The sequence below is a fragment of the Streptomyces sp. NPDC058864 genome, assembly GCF_042742985.1.
Lineage (GTDB): Bacteria > Actinomycetota > Actinomycetes > Streptomycetales > Streptomycetaceae > Actinacidiphila.
In genome coordinates, this window is record NZ_JBHYMQ010000047.1 from 50122 (window position 1) to 66294 (window position 16173).

Sequence of the window (16173 nt, forward strand, 5' to 3'; positions counted from 1 at the left end):
TTCAGCCCGGGCCGCACGCCTAAGCGGCGTCGAGGTCGTGGTGGATCGCGCGGGAGACGGCCTCGATGGTGGCGACGCCGGAGGCCATCGTCTTGTCGTCGTCGGTGAGGACGGTGATGGTGTAGTCGTGCCCGCCGCCGGTGAAGGCGCCCAGGCTGTGCACCCGCCACCCATGGGTGGCACGGGAGAGCCAGCCGTTCTTGACGTGGACGGCAGCGGAGCCGGGCGCGCCCGCGGGGGTGCCCCACCGCTGGGCGGGGACGACCTGGTTCATCAGCTTGAGGGCGTAGGCGCGTGCGTCGTCGTCGAGCACCGCGTTCGGCGCGGTGAGCAGGTCCAGCAGCTTCTGCTCGTCCCCGGCGGTGATCTGGGTGAGACCCCAGGCCCCGGCCCCGTCCGGCACGGTGTGGCTCATCCCGGCGGCGGCCAGGAAGCCGTTGACCTTGGCGACGCCGAGCTGCTTCCACAGCGCGGTCGTGGCGTCGTTGTCCGACTTCGTGATCATGGCGGTGGCGAGTCCGGCCTCACGGGAGGTGAGGTGGCGGTGGTGCTGCTGCACGTCCCGCAGGAGGGTCGCCAGGACGGTGACCTTGACCGTGCTGGCGGAGTCGAAGTGCTGGTCCGCGCGCAGCGTGCACGACGTGCCGGTCGTGCGGTCGTGCAGGGAGACGGCGGTACGGGCGGTGCCGCCCGCCAGGGCCGTCGTGATGTCCCGCTGGAGTTCCGCGGCCAGCCCGGGCGCCGTCGAGCTGCAGCTCACCCGAGGCGTCGCGGCGGCGGCCTCCGCCGTCGCGGCTCCCGCGGCCACGGGAACCGCGACGCCTGCGACGATCGCGGCTGCCAGGGCTCGCCGGGATATTCGCGTATGACCCATGTCACTCCGTCCATCGGGTTGCTGCCGTCCGGGCTGACTGCCCAGTGTGGGCGGACGGTTGGACGGGACGGGATGTGATGTCCGCTACGTCCGGCCGTGCGGCGGGGGCCCCGGCGGGCCGGGCGCGGCGAGGTCCGCGGGTGGCCGGACGGTTCACCGGGGCACACCCCGGGGGCCGTTGCCGGGCGGCGGCGTGACGACGTTCCGCGCCGCCGCCGCGGCATGCCGGGCGCCCCCAAGTCGCGGGCCGCGGGGCGCCGTTGGCGGCCGGCCGGCGACGCGGGAGCGGCGACCCCGAGGCAGCGCCACCACCCGGGAGGACGGGCGTCACCCCGGTCGCCCACGACCTCTCCGAGCGGGGCCCCGGGCCGCGCCGCACAGCATCGTCCGAAGCATGCCGATATGACCCGAATGTGATGAAGCTCGCACGCCCTCATTACCTCCGGCGTCATCGACCGGCCCGTACCCGCCCCGGCACGATCAAGGAGGTCCGGCACGGCAGGACGGACGCCGGGCACCTCGACCCCAGGGAGCAGACATGACCGCCTACGCCGTCGCCCACCTCCGCCCCGCGCAGCCCCACGAGGAGGTCTTCACCTACATGGAGCGCATCCAGGCCACCATGGACCCCTTCGGGGGCCGGTTCCTCGTCCACGGCGCGACCGTGGAGGCCGTCGAGGGGCGGTGGCCGGGCACGGTCGTCATGATCGGGTTCCCCGACATGGACCGGGCCCGCGCCTGGTACCGGTCGAGCGCCTACCAGGAGATCCTTCCGCTCCGCACCCGCCACCTGGACGGCGAGGTCGTCCTCGTCGAAGGGGTCGGCCCCGGCTACGACGTCACCCGGACCGCCGCGCGGCTCAGGGAGGAGGCGACGCGGACGGGCGCGCTGCCGGCGTGACGGGCCGCACGCCCCCGGGCTCAGCCGCCGGGACCGCAGCCCGAGGTGTGGGAGGCGGCTTCCCCCGCCGCCGTGGCCGCGTCGCCGGCGCGGATGGCGTCCAGCAGCCGCGTGTGGTCCATGTGGTCCTCGGCGCCAAGGGCGCGGGCGCCGAAGTGGTCCCTCAGCGAGTCCCTGACGACCTGACCCAGGTCCGCGTAGAGCTCGGCCAGCACCTCGTTGTGCGAGGCCGCCACCACCGCCAGGTGGAAGGCGCTGTCCGCGTCCACGAAGGCGTCCCGGTCACCCGAGGCCCAGGCGTGCTCACGCCGGTCCAGCAGCGTGTCGAGGCGGGCGAGGTCGTCGGCCGTGCGGCGTGTCGCGGCGAGGCCGGCCGCGGCCGATTCCAGGGCTCCGCGCACCTCGGTCACGTCCCGCTGCCCGGCTTCCGCGAAGCGGCGCTGCATCACCCCGGCGAGCTCGCTGGTCGCCGCGACGTACGTGCCGGAGCCGTGGCGTATGTCCAGCAGCCCGTTGTGGGCGAGGGCGCGCACGGCCTCGCGGACGGTGTTGCGGGCCACGCCCAACTGCCGTACGAGTTCCGGCTCGGTCGGGATGCGCGAGCCCACCGGCCACGCCCCGGAGGTGATCTGGCGGCGCAGTCCGGACACCACCTGCTCGAAGAGTCCGGAAGGACGGGACACGGGACGTAGACTCATCCCATGATTATACGCCGCAGGGTCCCGGGCCCGTCCGCGGTACGGCGTAACGCGGCGCGGCAAGGCGGCCGCACCCGCGGCCTCGCGGTGGTGGCGCTGCTGCTGGTGGCGTTCAACCTCCGCCCCGCCGTCACCAGCCTCGGCCCAGTACTGGCCGAGGCGCGGTCGGCCCTGGGAATGAGCGGTGCCGTGGCCGGGCTGCTCACCTCCGTGCCGGCGCTCTGCTTCGCCCTGGTCGGCGTCGCCGCGCCCCGGTTGGCCCGCCGGTACGGGCCCTCGGCAGTCGTCGCCGCGGGTACGGCCGTGGTCGCCGTGGGCCTTGTGCTGCGGCCGCTCGCCGGCGGCACCGCTCGGTTCCTGGCGCTCAGCGCCGTCGCGCTCGCCGGGATCGCGGTGGCCAACGTGCTGCTGCCGGTGGTGGTCAAGCAGCGCTTCCCCGGTCAGGTCGGCCGGATGACCGGCCTGTACTCCATGGCGCTCAACCTGGGTGCCGCGGTCGCGGCGGCCGCCACCGTGCCGCTGTCCGGGGCGTTCGGCGGCGACTGGCGGTGGGGACTGGGCGCCTGGGGCGTGGTCGCCGCGGTGGCGGTGCCGCCGTGGCTCGTGCTGGCCCGGGTCCGTACGGCGGACCGGGCGCCGGAGCCCGCGTCCGTGCCGCCGCCCGGCGCCGGGCCGGGACCCGGCACCTCGTACGGGTCCGGGTCCGGGTCCGCGTCCGGCGTGCGGATGACCCGCTCCCCCACCGCCTGGGCGCTGGCCGCCTACTTCGGTCTGCAGGCCGGTGCCGCCTACGTCGTCATCGGCTGGCTGCCCCAGGTGTTCCGCGACGCGGGGCTGTCGGCCGGTACGGCGGGCCTGCTGTTCGCCGTCACCTCGCTACTGGGGGTGCCGCTGTCCTTCGCGCTGTCCGCCCTCGCGGGGCGGCTGCGGAGGCAGAGCGGCATCGCGGTCGCGCTCGGGGTGTTCGGGCTGGCCGGCTACGCGGGGCTGTGGGCGGCACCGGCCGCCGCGCCCTGGGTGTGGGCGGTGCTGCTGGGCGTCGCCAACTGCTCGTTCCCGCTCGCCCTGACGATGATCGGACTGCGCGGCCGGAACAGCGCGACGGTGGTGCGCCTCTCCGCCTTCGCGCAGAGCACGGGCTACCTGCTCTCGATCCCCGTCCCGTTCCTGGTCGGCGCCCTGTACGAGCGCACCGGCGGCTGGCGGGTTCCGCTGGTGGTCATGGCCGTCCTGATGGTGGCGCAGCTGATCGCCGGCCTGCTCGCGGGGCGGGACCGCAGCGTGGGCTGAGCGCGGTGTCACCAGGGCAGGGCGCCGTCCGGGCCGGAGAAGGTGCCCGTGGGTCCGTCCGGGCCGAGGGTCGCCAGCCGGACGATCACCTCGGCGGCCTCCTCGACCGTGCCGCTGCCCCTTCCGTACGGATCCGTCCCCGTCAGCCCCGGCTCGGCGGCGTTGACGCGCAGGCCGGGCAGGGCTTTCGCGTACTGGACCGTGAGCATGTTCAGCGCCGCCTTCGACGACGCGTACACCGGCAGGAGGATCGCGGCCTCCGGGCGGCCCGCGTCGGTGACCATCCCGAACGAGCCGAACGCCGAGCTGACGTTGACGACGACGGGTGCCTCGGAGACCGCGAGCAGCGGCAGGAAGGCGTGCGTCATGCGCACCACGCCGAAGACATTGGTCTCGAAGACGTGGCGCATGACGTCCGCGGTGACCTCCTCGGCCCCGCGCATGCCCTCGAAAGCCCCCGCGCAGTTGACCAGGACGTCGAGCCGGCCCTCCCGGCGGGTGAACTCGGCGGCGGCCGCCGCGACGGAGGCGTCGTCGGTCACGTCGAGGGGCAGGAAGTGTGCCCCGATCCCATCGGCCGCCGCCCGCCCGCGGCCCTCGTCGCGGCCGCCGACGTGCACGGTGTGCCCGAGCCCGGCCAGCCGGCGGGCGGTCTCCCGGCCGAGGCCCCTGGTGCCGCCGGTGATCAGTGAGACGGTCATGGGTCTCCCCTGTGCCTGTGCGGATCTCTGTCGCCGCAGGGATCCGTACCGCGTACGTCCGGTTCCTCACCTTCTCCCGCGCCGTCCGGGTCCCGTCAACGCCGCTTCCCCGGTCACGGCACCGTCACCGTCACCGTCACCGTCACCGTCACCGTCACCGGCGTGGTTCCCGCGGGGCCCGCGCCATTCGTCACGGCGTCGGCTGGGCGCCGCGCGGCACGAAGGGGAGCAGCAGGTGGGAGGGGTGGGCGGGACCGGAGACGAGGGTGGTCGTGCCGGCGAAGACCTCGGACGGGCGGTCGTCGGGGTCGTCGTGCAGGAAGATGCCGTGCCCCTTCATCGGTACGCCGTACGTACTGGGCCAGGGGCCGTCGCCGGGCAGTTCGAAGTCGCGTCCCGTGACGGTCAGGGCGACCCGGTGGCCGGCGGGCACCACGACGGAGGTGGGCCAGATCTCGACGTCGAGCGCGACGATCTCGCCCGGGATGAGCGGCTGCGGCCGGTCGTGCGTGTGCCAGGGCCGGTAGGGCAGGCTGCGCTCGGGGTCGGTGGCACGGTGGGAGGCCCTCAGCCAGCCCGCCCCGACCACGCCCGCCGGATCGAGCCCGCTGACGAAGGTGACGTCCTCGCCCCGCGGGTCGAGCACCCGCAGGGTGAGGAACAGGTCGGCATCGGTGGTCGTCGACGCGATGTGGAGGCGGGCGGCCGCGGGCCCGGTGATCTCGGCGTCCTCGGGGAACGGCCCGGTGGTGAAGGTCAGTCCGTCGCCGGTCGCGTCGAAGTCGGCGCTCCGCTCCTCCGGGGCGGCCTCCTCGGCCAACTCCAAGGTGCCCGGGTGCAGGTGGAGTTCGGTCCACCGGGTGCGGGCGAGGGGCCATTCCCGTTCCGGGCGCCGCTCGAACGTGCCGTCCACGTGACGGACGTTCAGCTGGACGGGCGGCTGGCGGTCCCAGCCGGTGTCCTCGCCCTTCAGGAAGTGGCCGAAGAAGCGCTTCTGCAGGGCCACGCCGTAGTCGGTGTAGAACTCGGCGAAGTGCTCCAGCCCGTGCACCTCCAGCCACTTGTCCGCCGAGCCGACGCGGGCGTAGCCCTCGAAACCGCCTCGGGTGTGCAGGTGGTGGGCCCAGTTGGTGGCCGAGAGGACGGGCACGGTGATCCTCTCGAGTTCCGGTGAGCGCTCCCGGTAGTAGGCCTCGTCCAGCGGACGGGAGAGCAGTTCGGCGGGCGCGTCGGTGCGGAGTGCGGCCAGTTCCGGCTCCGGGCGCGTGCCGGGGCCCGCGACGTACTCGCCGGTGTGCGGGTTGCGCGCGCCGCGCTCGCCCACTCCGTGCTGCACCGAGGCGACCTGGACCGGGTACCACACGGAGGTGAAGGTGTTGAGGATGCCGCCGTGGCGGGCGAACTCCCGGTAGAGGTCGCTGGCTCCCTCCCAGGGGCAGATGGCCGCGAGGTGCGGTGGCCGCAGCGCCGCCACCTGCCACTGGTTCACCGCGTAGTACGAGATGCCGAGCAGACCCACCTTGCCGTTGCTCCACGGCTGGGTGCCGGCCCACTCGACGCAGTCGTGGTAGTCACGGGTCTCGCGCGGGGAGAAGATGTCGAGGAGCCCGGGGGAGCGGCCGGCGCCGCGCGAGTCCACGCGGACGCACACGTACCCGTCCGGCACCCACTTCTCGGGGTCGACGGTCTCCCAGTTCTGGTACCGGTTGGACGAACCGGCGGTCACGTCGGGGTACTTGGCGGACAGCGGCCCCCACATGCCCGGGTAGCCCTCCTGGAAGGCCAGCCCCTTGGCGTAGGGCCCATGGGTCATGATCACGGGATGGCGGCCCTCCGTCACGGGACGGAAGACGTCCGCCCGGAGCACCACCCCGTCGTCCATCGGGATCGGGACGTCCCAGTCGACACGCATGCCGTCCCGGATCTCGCTGGTGTGACTTCCCATCGTGCTCTCCGTTCGTCGGCCGGCGTTCGGGTCCCCGCCGCACGGGGCCGCACGGCCGGGGCGACGGGACAGGGGGCCCACGGCGGGGTGGGGCCTCGGCAGCGCGTGGTGCGCTGCCCCCGGGAGGAGTCAGCGCGACCGTAACATAGGTCCATGCGTGAGCAAATAGTTACGGACATCTGTCCGTAACATCGTGGACCTCGCGCCCGCGACGCGGGAATCACCCCGGATCGCCCCACATCAATCCGCTGGGGAGATCTGCCCGCCGACCCCCGCCGGGCCGCGCGCGATGTATTGACAGCCCCTCACGCGTCGCTCATCGTTGCGGCCAGCACTTCACGTGTACGTCATACGGACATCCGTCCGCTCTCGAGTGCGACCCTCTGTCGTCGTCCCCCAAGGAACCCTCACGTGATAGACGGACCCCTTGCGAAGGCCGCTCCCGCCCCGCCTTCCCCAGGCCCCTCACCCGCGCCGGTGTCGCCGTCGGCTTCGCGGTGCTGTGCGTCTCGTACATGGTCAACGCCATGGACCGGCAGGTCTTCTACCCCCTGCTGCCCGAGATCCGCGCCGAGTTCGGGTTCTCCCTCGACCAGGGAGGGCTGCTCGCGACCGGTTTCACGCTCGGCATGGCCCTGGTCGGGCTTCCCACGAGCTACCTGATGGACCGGCTCGGCCGCAGAAGCGTCCTCGTGCTGAGCGTCGTCGTCTACTCCCTCGGCACCCTGGCGATCCCTCTCGCCTCCGGCTTCTCCGACATGGGCGTCTACCGGCTGCTCTCCGGGGTGGGTGAGGGCATGCAGGCCACCGCCCTGTACGCCGTCGTCGGCGCCTACTTCTTCCACCGCCGGGCGGTCGCCGCCGGCGTCGTCGGCGTCGCCTTCGGCGCGGGCGTCTTCCTCGGCCCGCTGATCGGCAACGGCCTCGCCGGTACGTGGGGCGGCTGGCGCGACCCCTTCTACGTGTTCGCGGCCGCCGGGCTGGGGATCGCCCTGCTCATCCGCGCCACCGTCAGCCGCACCATGACCGAAGCGGTCACCGGCACCGGCGCCGGCACGCCAGCCGACCGCTTCGACCACGTGCCGGCGAGCCCGTACAACCGCAACACGCTCGGCATGGGGATCGTCTGTGCCGTGACCGGCCTCGTGAACTACGGCTTCCTCGGGCTCTACCCGACCTTCCTGCGCGAGCACCTCGGGCTCGACGCGGGACAGGCCGCGCTGGCCGTCTCATGCTTCGGTTTCGGCGCGATGATGGCGCTGCCTGCCGGCTGGCTCGGGGACCGCGTCAACCAGCGGCTCCTGCTGGCCGTCGGCTTCGTGACCACGTCCGGGACCGCGGCACTCACCTACCAGTACGCCACGTCCGCCGCGGCCCAGTACGCCCTCGCCTTCCTCATGGGCGCCTTCGCCAGCGGCGTCCTGTTCACCAACTGCACCACCGCCATGCAGCGCGCGGTGCGCCCCGAGCTCGTCGGCCGGGGCGCGGGGTTGTTCATGCTGACCTACTACGTGCCGGCGGCCTTCTCGGGGCTGCTCTTCGCCCGGCTCGTGGACGCGCTCGGCTGGGGCGGCGCCGGTCTGTGGCAGCTGACCGTCCTGCCCCTGCTGGGGCTGGCCGGGCTCGCCGTGGTCGACACCTCGAGGATGGTCGTACCGGACCGGGCGTCCGCCCGGGGCCGGTAGCACGCGACCGGCACGACGGAACCGGCACGACGCCGGCCGCCGCGCGCCCACCTGAGGGAGCGCGGCCCCCCGCAGGGCACGCGGCGGCCGGCGGGCCGGGGCGCAAGGTCCCCGGTCCGCGTCACTGACCCACTCTGCCGTCGACGCACTCGCGCAACAGGTCGGCGTGCCCGCAGTGCCGGGCGTACTCCTCGACCCTGTGCACCATCAGCTCCCGGACCGCGATCCCCTCCTTGCCCACACGCGCGCCCAGGTCCGGATGCTCCGCCAGCGCCGCGTCGGTCGCGGCCTGCTCACGCTCCAGGTCCCGGTACGCGGCATCGACCACGGCCCGGTCGGCGACAGCGCCGTCGAAGTCCGCGTCACGCGGGCCGTAGAGCTTCGGCAGCGGTTCGCCCTCGCCGATCCAGTTGCGCCAGTCCCGTTCCACCTCCGCGAGGTGCCGCAGCAGGCCGAGCAGCGACATCGTCGAGGGCGGGACCGAACGACGGGCCAGTTGCCCGGGGTCCAGGTCCTGGCACTTCATCCGCAGGGTCGTGCGGTAGCTCGTCAGGTAGTCCTGGAGGGTGGCGAGCTCACCGTCCGGACCCGGTCCGTCGCTGTTGCGGGGGTCGTCGTCGGGGTCGACCCACATGTCGGGGTAGACGGTCGCCCGGGTCCATCGCGTCGCTTGATCGCTCATGCCCCGCATCGTGGTCGGTGACGGCCCGGGTCCGCCACCGGGTTTGTCCGGCGGCGCCGGCTAGCCGAGGTGCTCGGCGACGCTTTCGAACTGCACGGCCATGCTGGAGAGGGAGGCGGAGTCCACGTGGTCCATGACGCGCCTGCGCGCGCTGGACAGGAGCGACGGGTAGGCGGCCTCCAGACGCTCGAGCCCGCCGGCCGTCAGGGTCGCCACGCTCCCCCGTGCGTCCACCTCGTGCCGGCGCTTGGCCACCCAGCCGCGGGCCTTGAGGGAGTCGACCACCCGTGAGATGCGGCTGGCCGAGAGACGGGTGAGTTCGGCCAGGTCGATCATCCGCAGCTCGCGGTCCTTGGCCTCGGACAGGAACATCAGCACCGAGTACTCGGACAGCGTCAGCCCGGTCGACTTCAGAAGGTCGTCATCCAGAGCCTTCGGCAACGCCGTCATCACGCGCGCCAGGGCACGCCAGAAGCGCTCTTCTTCTGCGTTCAGGGGAGCATCCGCCGTCATTGCAACAGCTTAACCCGCCGGTATACCGCCGACGGCCTCCCCGCCGTGCGTCAAGAGGGCGGGCACGGAACCGGCCATATCTAGTTGAAACGTTGACCACTTCCTCGCGGCCGGGTCAGGCTGGGGACCCTCAGGGCCCCATCCCCCGCGTCACGAAGGAGAGTCATGCACCTATTCGGGTACAAGCGCGCCGCAACGGCCGCGGCGGCCGCGGCGGCGACCGCCGCCGGACTGCTGCTGGGACTGGCACCCGCCCAGGCGTCGGCGACGACCGGACCCGTCGTCATGGGGACGGCGGACTCGCGGTGCACCACCGCGGGCAGCCTCTGCGTGTTCGAGACCGAGTGGTTCACCGGCCGCACGGCGCTCTACCGTGACGTCGGCACCGCGTGCGTGACGGCACCGTTCGGGATCCTCGCGAACATCAACATGACGGACCGCCCCGTCACCTTCTACAAGAACGCGGACTGCACGGGCTCCTCGACCACCGAGCCCGCGGGGAACCTCCACTCCTGGAAGTCCCTCGGCCCCATGTTCAGTTTCCGCGCCTGAGGACCCGTACCCCGCCGGCGCGCTCCCGGCGGCCGGCCCCCTCCCCCCTCGCGGCGACCCGCTAAGCGATGCCGCCGCCCGGGCCCGGCGTGGGGGCCGGTCGTCACCAGGGGAGCGCGCCGTCGCGGTCGAAGTAGCCGCCGGTCGGGCCGTCCGGGCCGACGAGCGCCATGCGGACGATGATCTCGGCACCCTGCTCGACCGTCTGGAAGCCGGTGTTGCCGTTCAGGTCGGTCTTCGTGAAGCCCGGCTCCACCGAGTTGATCCGGAAGTCCGGCAGCGCCTTCGCGTACTGGACGGTGATCATGTTCACCGCCAGCTTCGACGCCGGGTAGTCCATGCCCGGGAACATGTAGGCCGGCTGGTCGGGGTCCGCGACGTGGTGCAGCGAGCCCAGACCACTGCCGACGTTGACGACGACCGGGGCGGTGGACTTCCGCAGCAGCGGCACGAAGGCGTGCAGGACGCGCACGACGCCGAAGACGTTGGTCTCGAAGGTCGCCTTCATCGCGTCGGCGGTGGTCTCCACGGTGGGGACGACGCTGTTGTCCGCCCGGCGCACCTCGATGCCGGCGTTGTTGATCAGAACGTCCAGGCCGCCTTGGGCCTCGACCGTCCGCACGGCGGCGGCAACGGACTCGTCGTCCGTCACGTCGAGCCGCACGAAGGACGCCCCCAGCCGCTCGGCGGCCTGGCGGCCGCGCTCGGCGTCGCGGGCCCCGATCCACACGGTGTGGCCCTCCGCGATCAGGCGGCGCGCGGTCTCGTGGCCCAGCCCCTTGTTGGCTCCGGTGATCAGTGTGGTCGTCATGGTGTCGCTCCCGTCTCGGGTGTTCGGTTCTCCGACGCCTCCAGACTGCGGCGGGGCGGGGCGGGCAGGGAGTCGTCCCGTTTTCCTGGGACCCGCGGTACCAGCGTCCTCGGGCGCGCGCCAAGGGCTGTGACGCGGCCCACAGGTCGCCCGGGGCAGTACCGGACCTCCGAGTCCGGTACGGTCGGATTATCCGGACTCGAAGGTCCGCATACTCCCCCTTCGCAAGGAGCAACCGTGGCGATGACGCGCGCCCGCATCAGTGACGCCCTCCGGGCACTGGTCTTCGAGCCGGAGCCCGGCGTCGCGCTGGACGAGGTCCTCGACCGCTACTACGCGCCCGACTACACCCACCGCAACAACGGCGCGGTCCTGACGCGCGAGCAGTTCGCGGCCATGGTGGCCGGCCTCCGCAGCCGGATCACCCGCGGCACGCTCACCGTCATCGACGAGGTCTGCGACGGAACGACGTACGCCGAACGGCACGCCTACCACGTCACCCTGGCGGACGGCTCCACCCGGCACCGCGAGGTCGCGGTCTTCGGCACCCACTCCGAGGACGGCCGCTTCCGGCACCTGAGCGACGCCGGCTTCGACCTCCCCGGCGACGCCCGCTGACACACCCGACCGCACCACCGCTGGAGCACCCCATGCCCCGACTGACCGACCCCGACCCGTCGTCCTTCCCCGAAGACGTCCGGCAGTACCTGACCACGCTGCCGCCGGACCCGATGGTCAAGATGCTGTCCCACTCGGCCGGCACCGTGCAGCCGTTCGTGGAACTCGCCCGGGCCCAGTCCACCTCGCTGCGCCTCCCGGCCCGTTCGCGTGAACTCGTCATCCTCACCGTCGCCGCGTACACCGACTGCGCCTTCGTCACGGCCCAGCACGAACCCGTCGCACAGTCGGCCGGGGTCGACGAACAGACCCTCCGCCTCATCCGGGCCCGCGACCTGGACAACCCCGCCCTCCCCCTCCCCGACCGCGCCGTGCTCCGCCTCACCGCCGAAGTGGTGCAGCACCCCCGCGTCAGCGACGAGGTGTTCGGCCTGGCGCGCTCCTTCCTCAGCGAGCGCGAGGTCGTCGAGGTCCTGCAAGTGGCGGGCTACTACTGGTCGTTCGCCCGGGTCGCCACCGTGCTCGACGTCGAGGCGACCCGGGTCTACCGCGACGGCGAGGTCCTGGGAGCCGCCGCGGACGCGGGCCCCGCCTGAGGCGTTCCCGAGGTCCGGGCACGCGGGATACTGCCGGCGTGCTGCTGACCTGGATCGCCGAGATCGCCGACGAGCCGCTCCTGCTGGAGCCGGCCGACCGCGGGGCGGAGCGGCGGACCAACACCTGGTGGTTGTCCGCGGAACCGGAGGACCGGCGGTCGGTCTCCGTGGCCGAGGTGGTCGACGCGTTCGAGCGGACCGCCGAAGGCATCCGGCGGCGCGTCCGCACGACGGGCTTCACGGGGCCGGCGACGTTCTACGTGTGGCACGACGGACAAGCCGGGCAACTTCGCTGCTCCACCGGTTCGGTGGCCGCGCACGACCTGCCGTTCGGCGCCGCCTGCACCCCCTCCGGTGACCTCGGGACCATCGTCGAGGCCTTCCTCGGCGACCCGGAACCGGGGGTGGTCACCTGGTCCGCCCTTGAAGACGCCGGCGCCGGGCCGGAACCGCCGTTGCCCGGGCGGGACGTACCCCTCCCCGTGTGGGTCAGCGATGTCGGAACGGTCGCGCACTGATCGTTCCGGTCCCCGGCTCGCGCCCGGACGCTAGCCTGACAAGGTGAGCATGACGATGTGGTGGGCGGCCCGGCTGAGCCGTCTCAAGCGCGGGAAGTCGAAGGTCGTCCTGGTGCTGTCCGGCGACAGCCGCACCGCGTTCGAGGGGCAGCGCATCCGGCTGACGGTGCGCCGTGCCGTGCGCATCGCGCAGGCGCTGGACGCATCACGCGTACCGGACGTCTGGATCTACGGTGCGGACTGCCACCGCCTCCCGCCGATACCGCGAGACGCGCTCGAGGCGTGGGAGGCGGACTGGGCGGTCCTCGCGCAGGAGCCCGTCTTCGCCGAGAGCCCGGTCGACGACAACCTGCTGGCACGCTCGGCCGCGGAGTTCGGGCTGTTCACCGGGAGCAGCGTCGCCGGTGCGATGGAGCGGCTGCGGACGGAGTACGAGAACTCCCGGGTCCCGGTCCTGGTGCTGTTCCACGTGGGGTCGGTGCCAGACGAGGACAGGGCCGTCGCGGCCCAGTTGGAGAAGGCCGCGGGCAGACCGCTGTTCTGGCAGTTCATCGCCCAGTCGGACGAGCTTCCGTCATCGGTGCTGAACCGCTTGGACGACGTGCGCGCGGAACGGCCCGAGATCACGAACGCGCACCTCAACGACTACTGGAACCTGGACTTCTCGGCAGCGCTGGACCCCTTCCACCAGTACGCGATGATCCGGCACTACGCGCGCTGGGTCCGTACGTCCCGACGCCGGCCGGGCCGGGATCAGGAGGGGGCGCGGAGGGCGTCGACGGGTTCCATGCGGGCGGCGCGCAGGGAGGGGTAGAGGCCGGCGACGAGTCCGACCAGGGCGCCGGCGACGGGGGCGCCGAGGGCGAGGCGGGGGTCGAGGACGGGAGTCCAGTCCTTGACGGCGGACACGCTGACGACGACGAGGACGCGGAGGGCGGCGCCGACGATCCCGCCGAGGAGCCGGATGGTGGTGGTGGACTCCGTCAGGAACTGCCCGGCGACCTGACGCCGGGACGCACCCAGCGCGCGCCGGAGTCCGATCTCGCCGACCCGAGCGGCGGTCACCCTCACGCGTGACGATGAGCATGGTGACCGACTCAACCAGCGTGTGCGGCAGGTCGAGTGCAGCAGGATGGGAAACCAACGAGGCCCCCGTGCGAGCGGGTTGAGACTTCGAACACCTCCTCCTACGGCACAGGAGCCTTGTGCGTTGCGGGTCCCGCCGCCTTGAGGCGAACGGCTTGTCACACACCCTGACGCGGCGGCACTTCTGTCTCCGGCTGCGGAGGGTGCGTGACAGGCCCGGCAGCTCATTGGATCAGGTCGGTGTGCGGATGCTCGGGAAAGATGGGGCAGACGTAGATCTGCATGTTGTCGGTGCTGCCGACTTCGACCTTGGTCGGCCCCGAGGGCCTCTGGCCACAGCACTGCGCGGCGGCGTTGGCGGCGGCCTGGTCCTCTTGAGGCGTCCAGCTGTGTCCCTCCCCGCCGCCCCATTCGCGGGAGGCGATGGTCAGCAGCGGGACCATCCGGGCGTCGCACACAGCGCAGTGTCGGGGGTTGGGATCGGTGCGGCCCCACGGAGGCCAGCCGCCGACCTTCCAGCCGGGCGCGTCAGCCAGATGCTGGTCATAGAAGTCCCGCGGATACTCCGCGTAGGAGCTGTCCACGCTGGCGCCGGCCGCCTGCCACCTGCCCCAGTCCCCCACCATCAGCCGCATCTGCGGGCTCAGGTCGAGGCTGTCGGGGTAATCGGCGATCTCTTCCGGTGCCAGCACGCACGGCTCCGGCACATAGCCCTCATAGTTCACCTCGTACGGCTCAGGCGGTGTGGCGAGGATGTCGACAACCTCGGCGGCGGACCGCCAGAACAGTGCGGTCAACGGCTTGTGATCCGGATCGTGGTCGTAGGGGCACCACAGCACCTGGAGCAGATCGGCCTGTCCCGGCGGCCGCAGCAGGGGAATGTCGCGCAGATACAGCTGGGCCACGGGCAGCATGGGGACCGGGCAGTCCGCAGGCGGCGGGCCGGCGTCGAGTCGCTCCGCGAGTCTCGCGGCGTTACGTTCCTTGACCGCCGCTTCCTCGGGCGTTGTCCCAGGACCACCGTGATCGCCGTGCCACCGGACCCGCATGCGCCTCAAGAGCCGCACGTCGTCCGGTGACTCGCGAAACCCGCTGTCCACGTGCAGGTGCGAGGTTTCACAGTGCGGCCACGGCTCCGCAGCCGGCCACAGCAACGGCCCCCCGACCGAGCTCTCCCCGGTCGAAGGCGACCCGGGGCGAGGGTGCAGCCGAATCGCAGGACGCGCCAACGGCGCCAGCTCGGGAAAGACCGCAGTCACGTCCACGGGCCGCGGCGGAGTCGTACGTACGAAAACCATGCCGGTGATCCTGCCACCAGCCACTGACAACCCCCGGTTGCCTCAATCAGCCTCAGTGGCATCGGTGTTCATCTGGTCAAGTCCAACGCATGCAGCCTCGGCCACAGCGAGAGCAAGCCTGCCTATGTGACAACTGGCGTGCTTGGGCTCAGCCATTACTCGATCAGTGGCCACTCTGAAAAAGCTCACTGCATACCGGCGATGATGTCGGATTCACGACCCGAGCCGCTGTCGTCGAGGACCTTGCCGCTGATGATGCGCGCTCCGGGCGCCACGCCCTTGTACTTCCCGCCCGACCGGGCCCCGGAGCCCGCGACGGTCGAGGCCACGTGCGTGCCGTGGCCCACGCGGTCGACGGTGTCCGGCGTGTCGGAGAAATTCTCCTGGGCGTCGACGCGGTCCTTCAGGTCGGGGTGCGTGGCGTCCACCCCGGTGTCCAGGACCGCGACGGTGACGCCCGTGCCGTCGTAACCGGCCGCCCAGGCCGGTGGGGCGCCGATCTGCGCCGTGCTCCGGTCGAGACTCGCCTCGACCTTGCCGCCGAGCCAGATCTTCCGGACCTTCGCCGCGCGTTCGGCGGCCGGGACCGGGTGGAGGAGAGCGCGGCGGCGGGGACCGCCGCACTCTCGGCGGCGGTGGTGCAGGCGTTCCGCCGGGGAAGTCGTGGGGCCTTCGTGGCCGAACGCCGTCCGGTGCCCCTGACCGGGGTCTGGTCAGACGACGCGCTTGCGGCCACGCAGCAGCACGAAGCCCGCCACGCCCGCCGCGAGCGCGAAAAGGACCGCGGCGTCGAGCCACTGAGTGGTGCTCAACTGCGACAGCGGCAGGTAGTCCACCGCGTGGCCGACGACATCCTTCTGCCGGAAGCAGGACTCGGCGGCGTGCCCCGAGGGCTCGTTCAGGCAGGTGCCCAGCGGCAGGGTCTGCCCGGAGCCCGTGAGGTACGACTGGTCCACCTCCAAGCCGCCCGGCGGAACGAGCGGGGCGGAACCCGCGTGTCCCGAACGGCTCACGATCCTGACCGGATCCGCGAAGGCCATCCGGTGCATGGCCCAGACCACCTCGACCGCGACGGTGAAGAAGAAGGTCACGACCATGGAGAGCAGGGTGCGGCGCAGGACCATGCCGATCGCGACGCCGCCCAGGACGGTGAGAACGGTGAGCGCGACGGGCACGGGCCCGGTGTTGCTGAACACCGTCACGTCCCAGCCCATGCTCCCGTCCTGCTCCTTCAACGGCCCCCACCACGCCTCGCACGCGAGGGCGAGGGCGACCGTGCAGACGACGACCACCAGGACTGCGCCCGCGATCTTGGCGGCGAGCCAGCGGGCGGGTCCGGCGCCCTGGGAGGTGACGAGCTTGGCCGTGCCGCTCTCCAAGTCACCCGCGAGCAGCGGGGCGCCGA

Annotated in this window: 18 protein-coding genes and 2 pseudogenes; 8 read left to right on the forward strand and 12 right to left on the reverse strand. The window is 72.4% G+C overall.

Annotated elements, in window-relative coordinates; all coding sequences use genetic code 11:
- Positions 1–19 precede the first annotated feature (19 nt).
- Positions 20–874 (reverse strand): serine hydrolase, encoded by an 855-nt coding sequence (locus ACFW3D_RS28840; protein ID WP_500508777.1) that lies wholly within the window; start codon positions 872–874, stop codon positions 20–22.
- Positions 875–1412: 538 nt separating this feature from the next.
- Between ACFW3D_RS28840 and ACFW3D_RS28845 the strand changes: the two genes are divergently transcribed.
- Positions 1413–1775: a DUF1330 domain-containing protein gene (locus tag ACFW3D_RS28845; RefSeq protein ID WP_500508779.1), complete on the forward strand. Its 363-nt coding sequence runs from the start codon at positions 1413–1415 to the stop codon at positions 1773–1775.
- A gap of 20 nt (positions 1776–1795) precedes the next feature.
- Here the strand turns inward: ACFW3D_RS28845 and ACFW3D_RS28850 are convergent, their stop codons facing one another.
- On the reverse strand, positions 1796–2473 hold the full coding sequence (locus tag ACFW3D_RS28850; RefSeq protein WP_500508782.1) for a FadR/GntR family transcriptional regulator: 678 nt from the start codon (positions 2471–2473) through the stop codon (positions 1796–1798).
- A gap of 3 nt (positions 2474–2476) precedes the next feature.
- Between ACFW3D_RS28850 and ACFW3D_RS28855 the strand changes: the two genes are divergently transcribed.
- Positions 2477–3763: an MFS transporter gene (locus ACFW3D_RS28855; RefSeq protein WP_500508785.1), complete on the forward strand. Its 1287-nt coding sequence runs from the start codon at positions 2477–2479 to the stop codon at positions 3761–3763.
- Between the two features lie 8 nt (positions 3764–3771).
- On the opposite strand, the gene ACFW3D_RS28860 is transcribed toward ACFW3D_RS28855, so the two are convergent.
- Both ACFW3D_RS28860 and ACFW3D_RS28865 read right to left on the reverse strand, forming a co-directional pair.
- Positions 3772–4464, reverse strand: a complete 693-nt coding sequence (locus tag ACFW3D_RS28860; protein WP_500508787.1) for an SDR family NAD(P)-dependent oxidoreductase — start codon at positions 4462–4464, stop codon at positions 3772–3774.
- A 190-nt stretch (positions 4465–4654) separates the two neighbouring features.
- A complete protein-coding gene (locus ACFW3D_RS28865; protein WP_500508789.1) occupies positions 4655–6409 on the reverse strand; it encodes a CocE/NonD family hydrolase in 1755 nt (584 codons plus the stop codon).
- A gap of 497 nt (positions 6410–6906) precedes the next feature.
- On the opposite strand from ACFW3D_RS28865, the gene ACFW3D_RS28870 reads away from it, so the two are divergent.
- The gene (locus ACFW3D_RS28870) at positions 6907–8094 is read left to right on the forward strand and encodes an MFS transporter (RefSeq protein ID WP_500508791.1); all 1188 of its coding nucleotides are present in this window, start codon (positions 6907–6909) and stop codon (positions 8092–8094) included.
- A 121-nt stretch (positions 8095–8215) separates the two neighbouring features.
- On the opposite strand, the gene ACFW3D_RS28875 is transcribed toward ACFW3D_RS28870, so the two are convergent.
- Both ACFW3D_RS28875 and ACFW3D_RS28880 read right to left on the reverse strand, forming a co-directional pair.
- Positions 8216–8776: a DinB family protein gene (locus tag ACFW3D_RS28875; RefSeq protein ID WP_500508793.1), complete on the reverse strand. Its 561-nt coding sequence runs from the start codon at positions 8774–8776 to the stop codon at positions 8216–8218.
- Between the two features lie 60 nt (positions 8777–8836).
- The gene (locus tag ACFW3D_RS28880; protein ID WP_500508796.1) at positions 8837–9289 is read right to left on the reverse strand and encodes a MarR family winged helix-turn-helix transcriptional regulator; all 453 of its coding nucleotides are present in this window, start codon (positions 9287–9289) and stop codon (positions 8837–8839) included.
- Positions 9290–9454: 165 nt separating this feature from the next.
- Between ACFW3D_RS28880 and ACFW3D_RS28885 the strand changes: the two genes are divergently transcribed.
- Positions 9455–9841: a hypothetical protein gene (locus tag ACFW3D_RS28885; RefSeq protein ID WP_500508797.1), complete on the forward strand. Its 387-nt coding sequence runs from the start codon at positions 9455–9457 to the stop codon at positions 9839–9841.
- Positions 9842–9944: 103 nt separating this feature from the next.
- On the opposite strand, the gene ACFW3D_RS28890 is transcribed toward ACFW3D_RS28885, so the two are convergent.
- Entirely contained in the window at positions 9945–10652 is a 708-nt protein-coding gene (locus tag ACFW3D_RS28890) for an SDR family oxidoreductase (RefSeq protein ID WP_500508799.1), read from the reverse strand.
- Between the two features lie 243 nt (positions 10653–10895).
- Between ACFW3D_RS28890 and ACFW3D_RS28895 the strand changes: the two genes are divergently transcribed.
- Genes ACFW3D_RS28895 through ACFW3D_RS28910 form a run of 4 tightly spaced genes read left to right on the forward strand, consistent with a single transcriptional unit; the run spans position 10896 to position 13198 of the window.
- Positions 10896–11270: a nuclear transport factor 2 family protein gene (locus tag ACFW3D_RS28895; RefSeq protein WP_500508816.1), complete on the forward strand. Its 375-nt coding sequence runs from the start codon at positions 10896–10898 to the stop codon at positions 11268–11270.
- 32 nt (positions 11271–11302) lie between these two features.
- The gene (locus ACFW3D_RS28900) at positions 11303–11866 is read left to right on the forward strand and encodes a carboxymuconolactone decarboxylase family protein (protein ID WP_500508801.1); all 564 of its coding nucleotides are present in this window, start codon (positions 11303–11305) and stop codon (positions 11864–11866) included.
- Positions 11867–11904: 38 nt separating this feature from the next.
- Positions 11905–12384 carry a hypothetical protein gene (locus tag ACFW3D_RS28905; protein WP_500508803.1) on the forward strand — a complete coding sequence of 160 codons (480 nt, stop codon included), beginning with the start codon at positions 11905–11907 and terminating at the stop codon, positions 12382–12384.
- A gap of 49 nt (positions 12385–12433) precedes the next feature.
- Complete coding sequence (locus tag ACFW3D_RS28910) at positions 12434–13198, forward strand: VWA domain-containing protein (protein WP_500508818.1); 765 nt, start codon at positions 12434–12436, stop codon at positions 13196–13198.
- On the opposite strand, the gene ACFW3D_RS28915 is transcribed toward ACFW3D_RS28910, so the two are convergent.
- The 5 genes and pseudogenes from ACFW3D_RS28915 to ACFW3D_RS28935 all read right to left on the reverse strand — a co-directional run.
- The gene (locus ACFW3D_RS28915; RefSeq protein WP_500508805.1) at positions 13138–13455 is read right to left on the reverse strand and encodes an ABC transporter permease; all 318 of its coding nucleotides are present in this window, start codon (positions 13453–13455) and stop codon (positions 13138–13140) included. The two genes, ACFW3D_RS28910 and ACFW3D_RS28915, sit on opposite strands and share 61 nt — an antisense overlap.
- A pseudogene (locus ACFW3D_RS28920) lies at positions 13439–13528 on the reverse strand (IS5/IS1182 family transposase); the annotation flags it as partial. The pseudogene ACFW3D_RS28920 and the gene ACFW3D_RS28915, both read right to left, overlap by 17 nt.
- Positions 13529–13694: 166 nt before the next feature.
- Positions 13695–14768 carry a hypothetical protein gene (locus tag ACFW3D_RS28925; RefSeq protein WP_500508807.1) on the reverse strand — a complete coding sequence of 358 codons (1074 nt, stop codon included), beginning with the start codon at positions 14766–14768 and terminating at the stop codon, positions 13695–13697.
- Between the two features lie 188 nt (positions 14769–14956).
- Positions 14957–15337: pseudogene (locus tag ACFW3D_RS28930) on the reverse strand (S8 family serine peptidase); the annotation flags it as partial.
- 144 nt (positions 15338–15481) lie between these two features.
- Positions 15482–16173: ABC-2 membrane transporter-related protein (locus tag ACFW3D_RS28935; RefSeq protein WP_500508809.1), on the reverse strand; the 692-nt coding region annotated here is incomplete at its 5' end.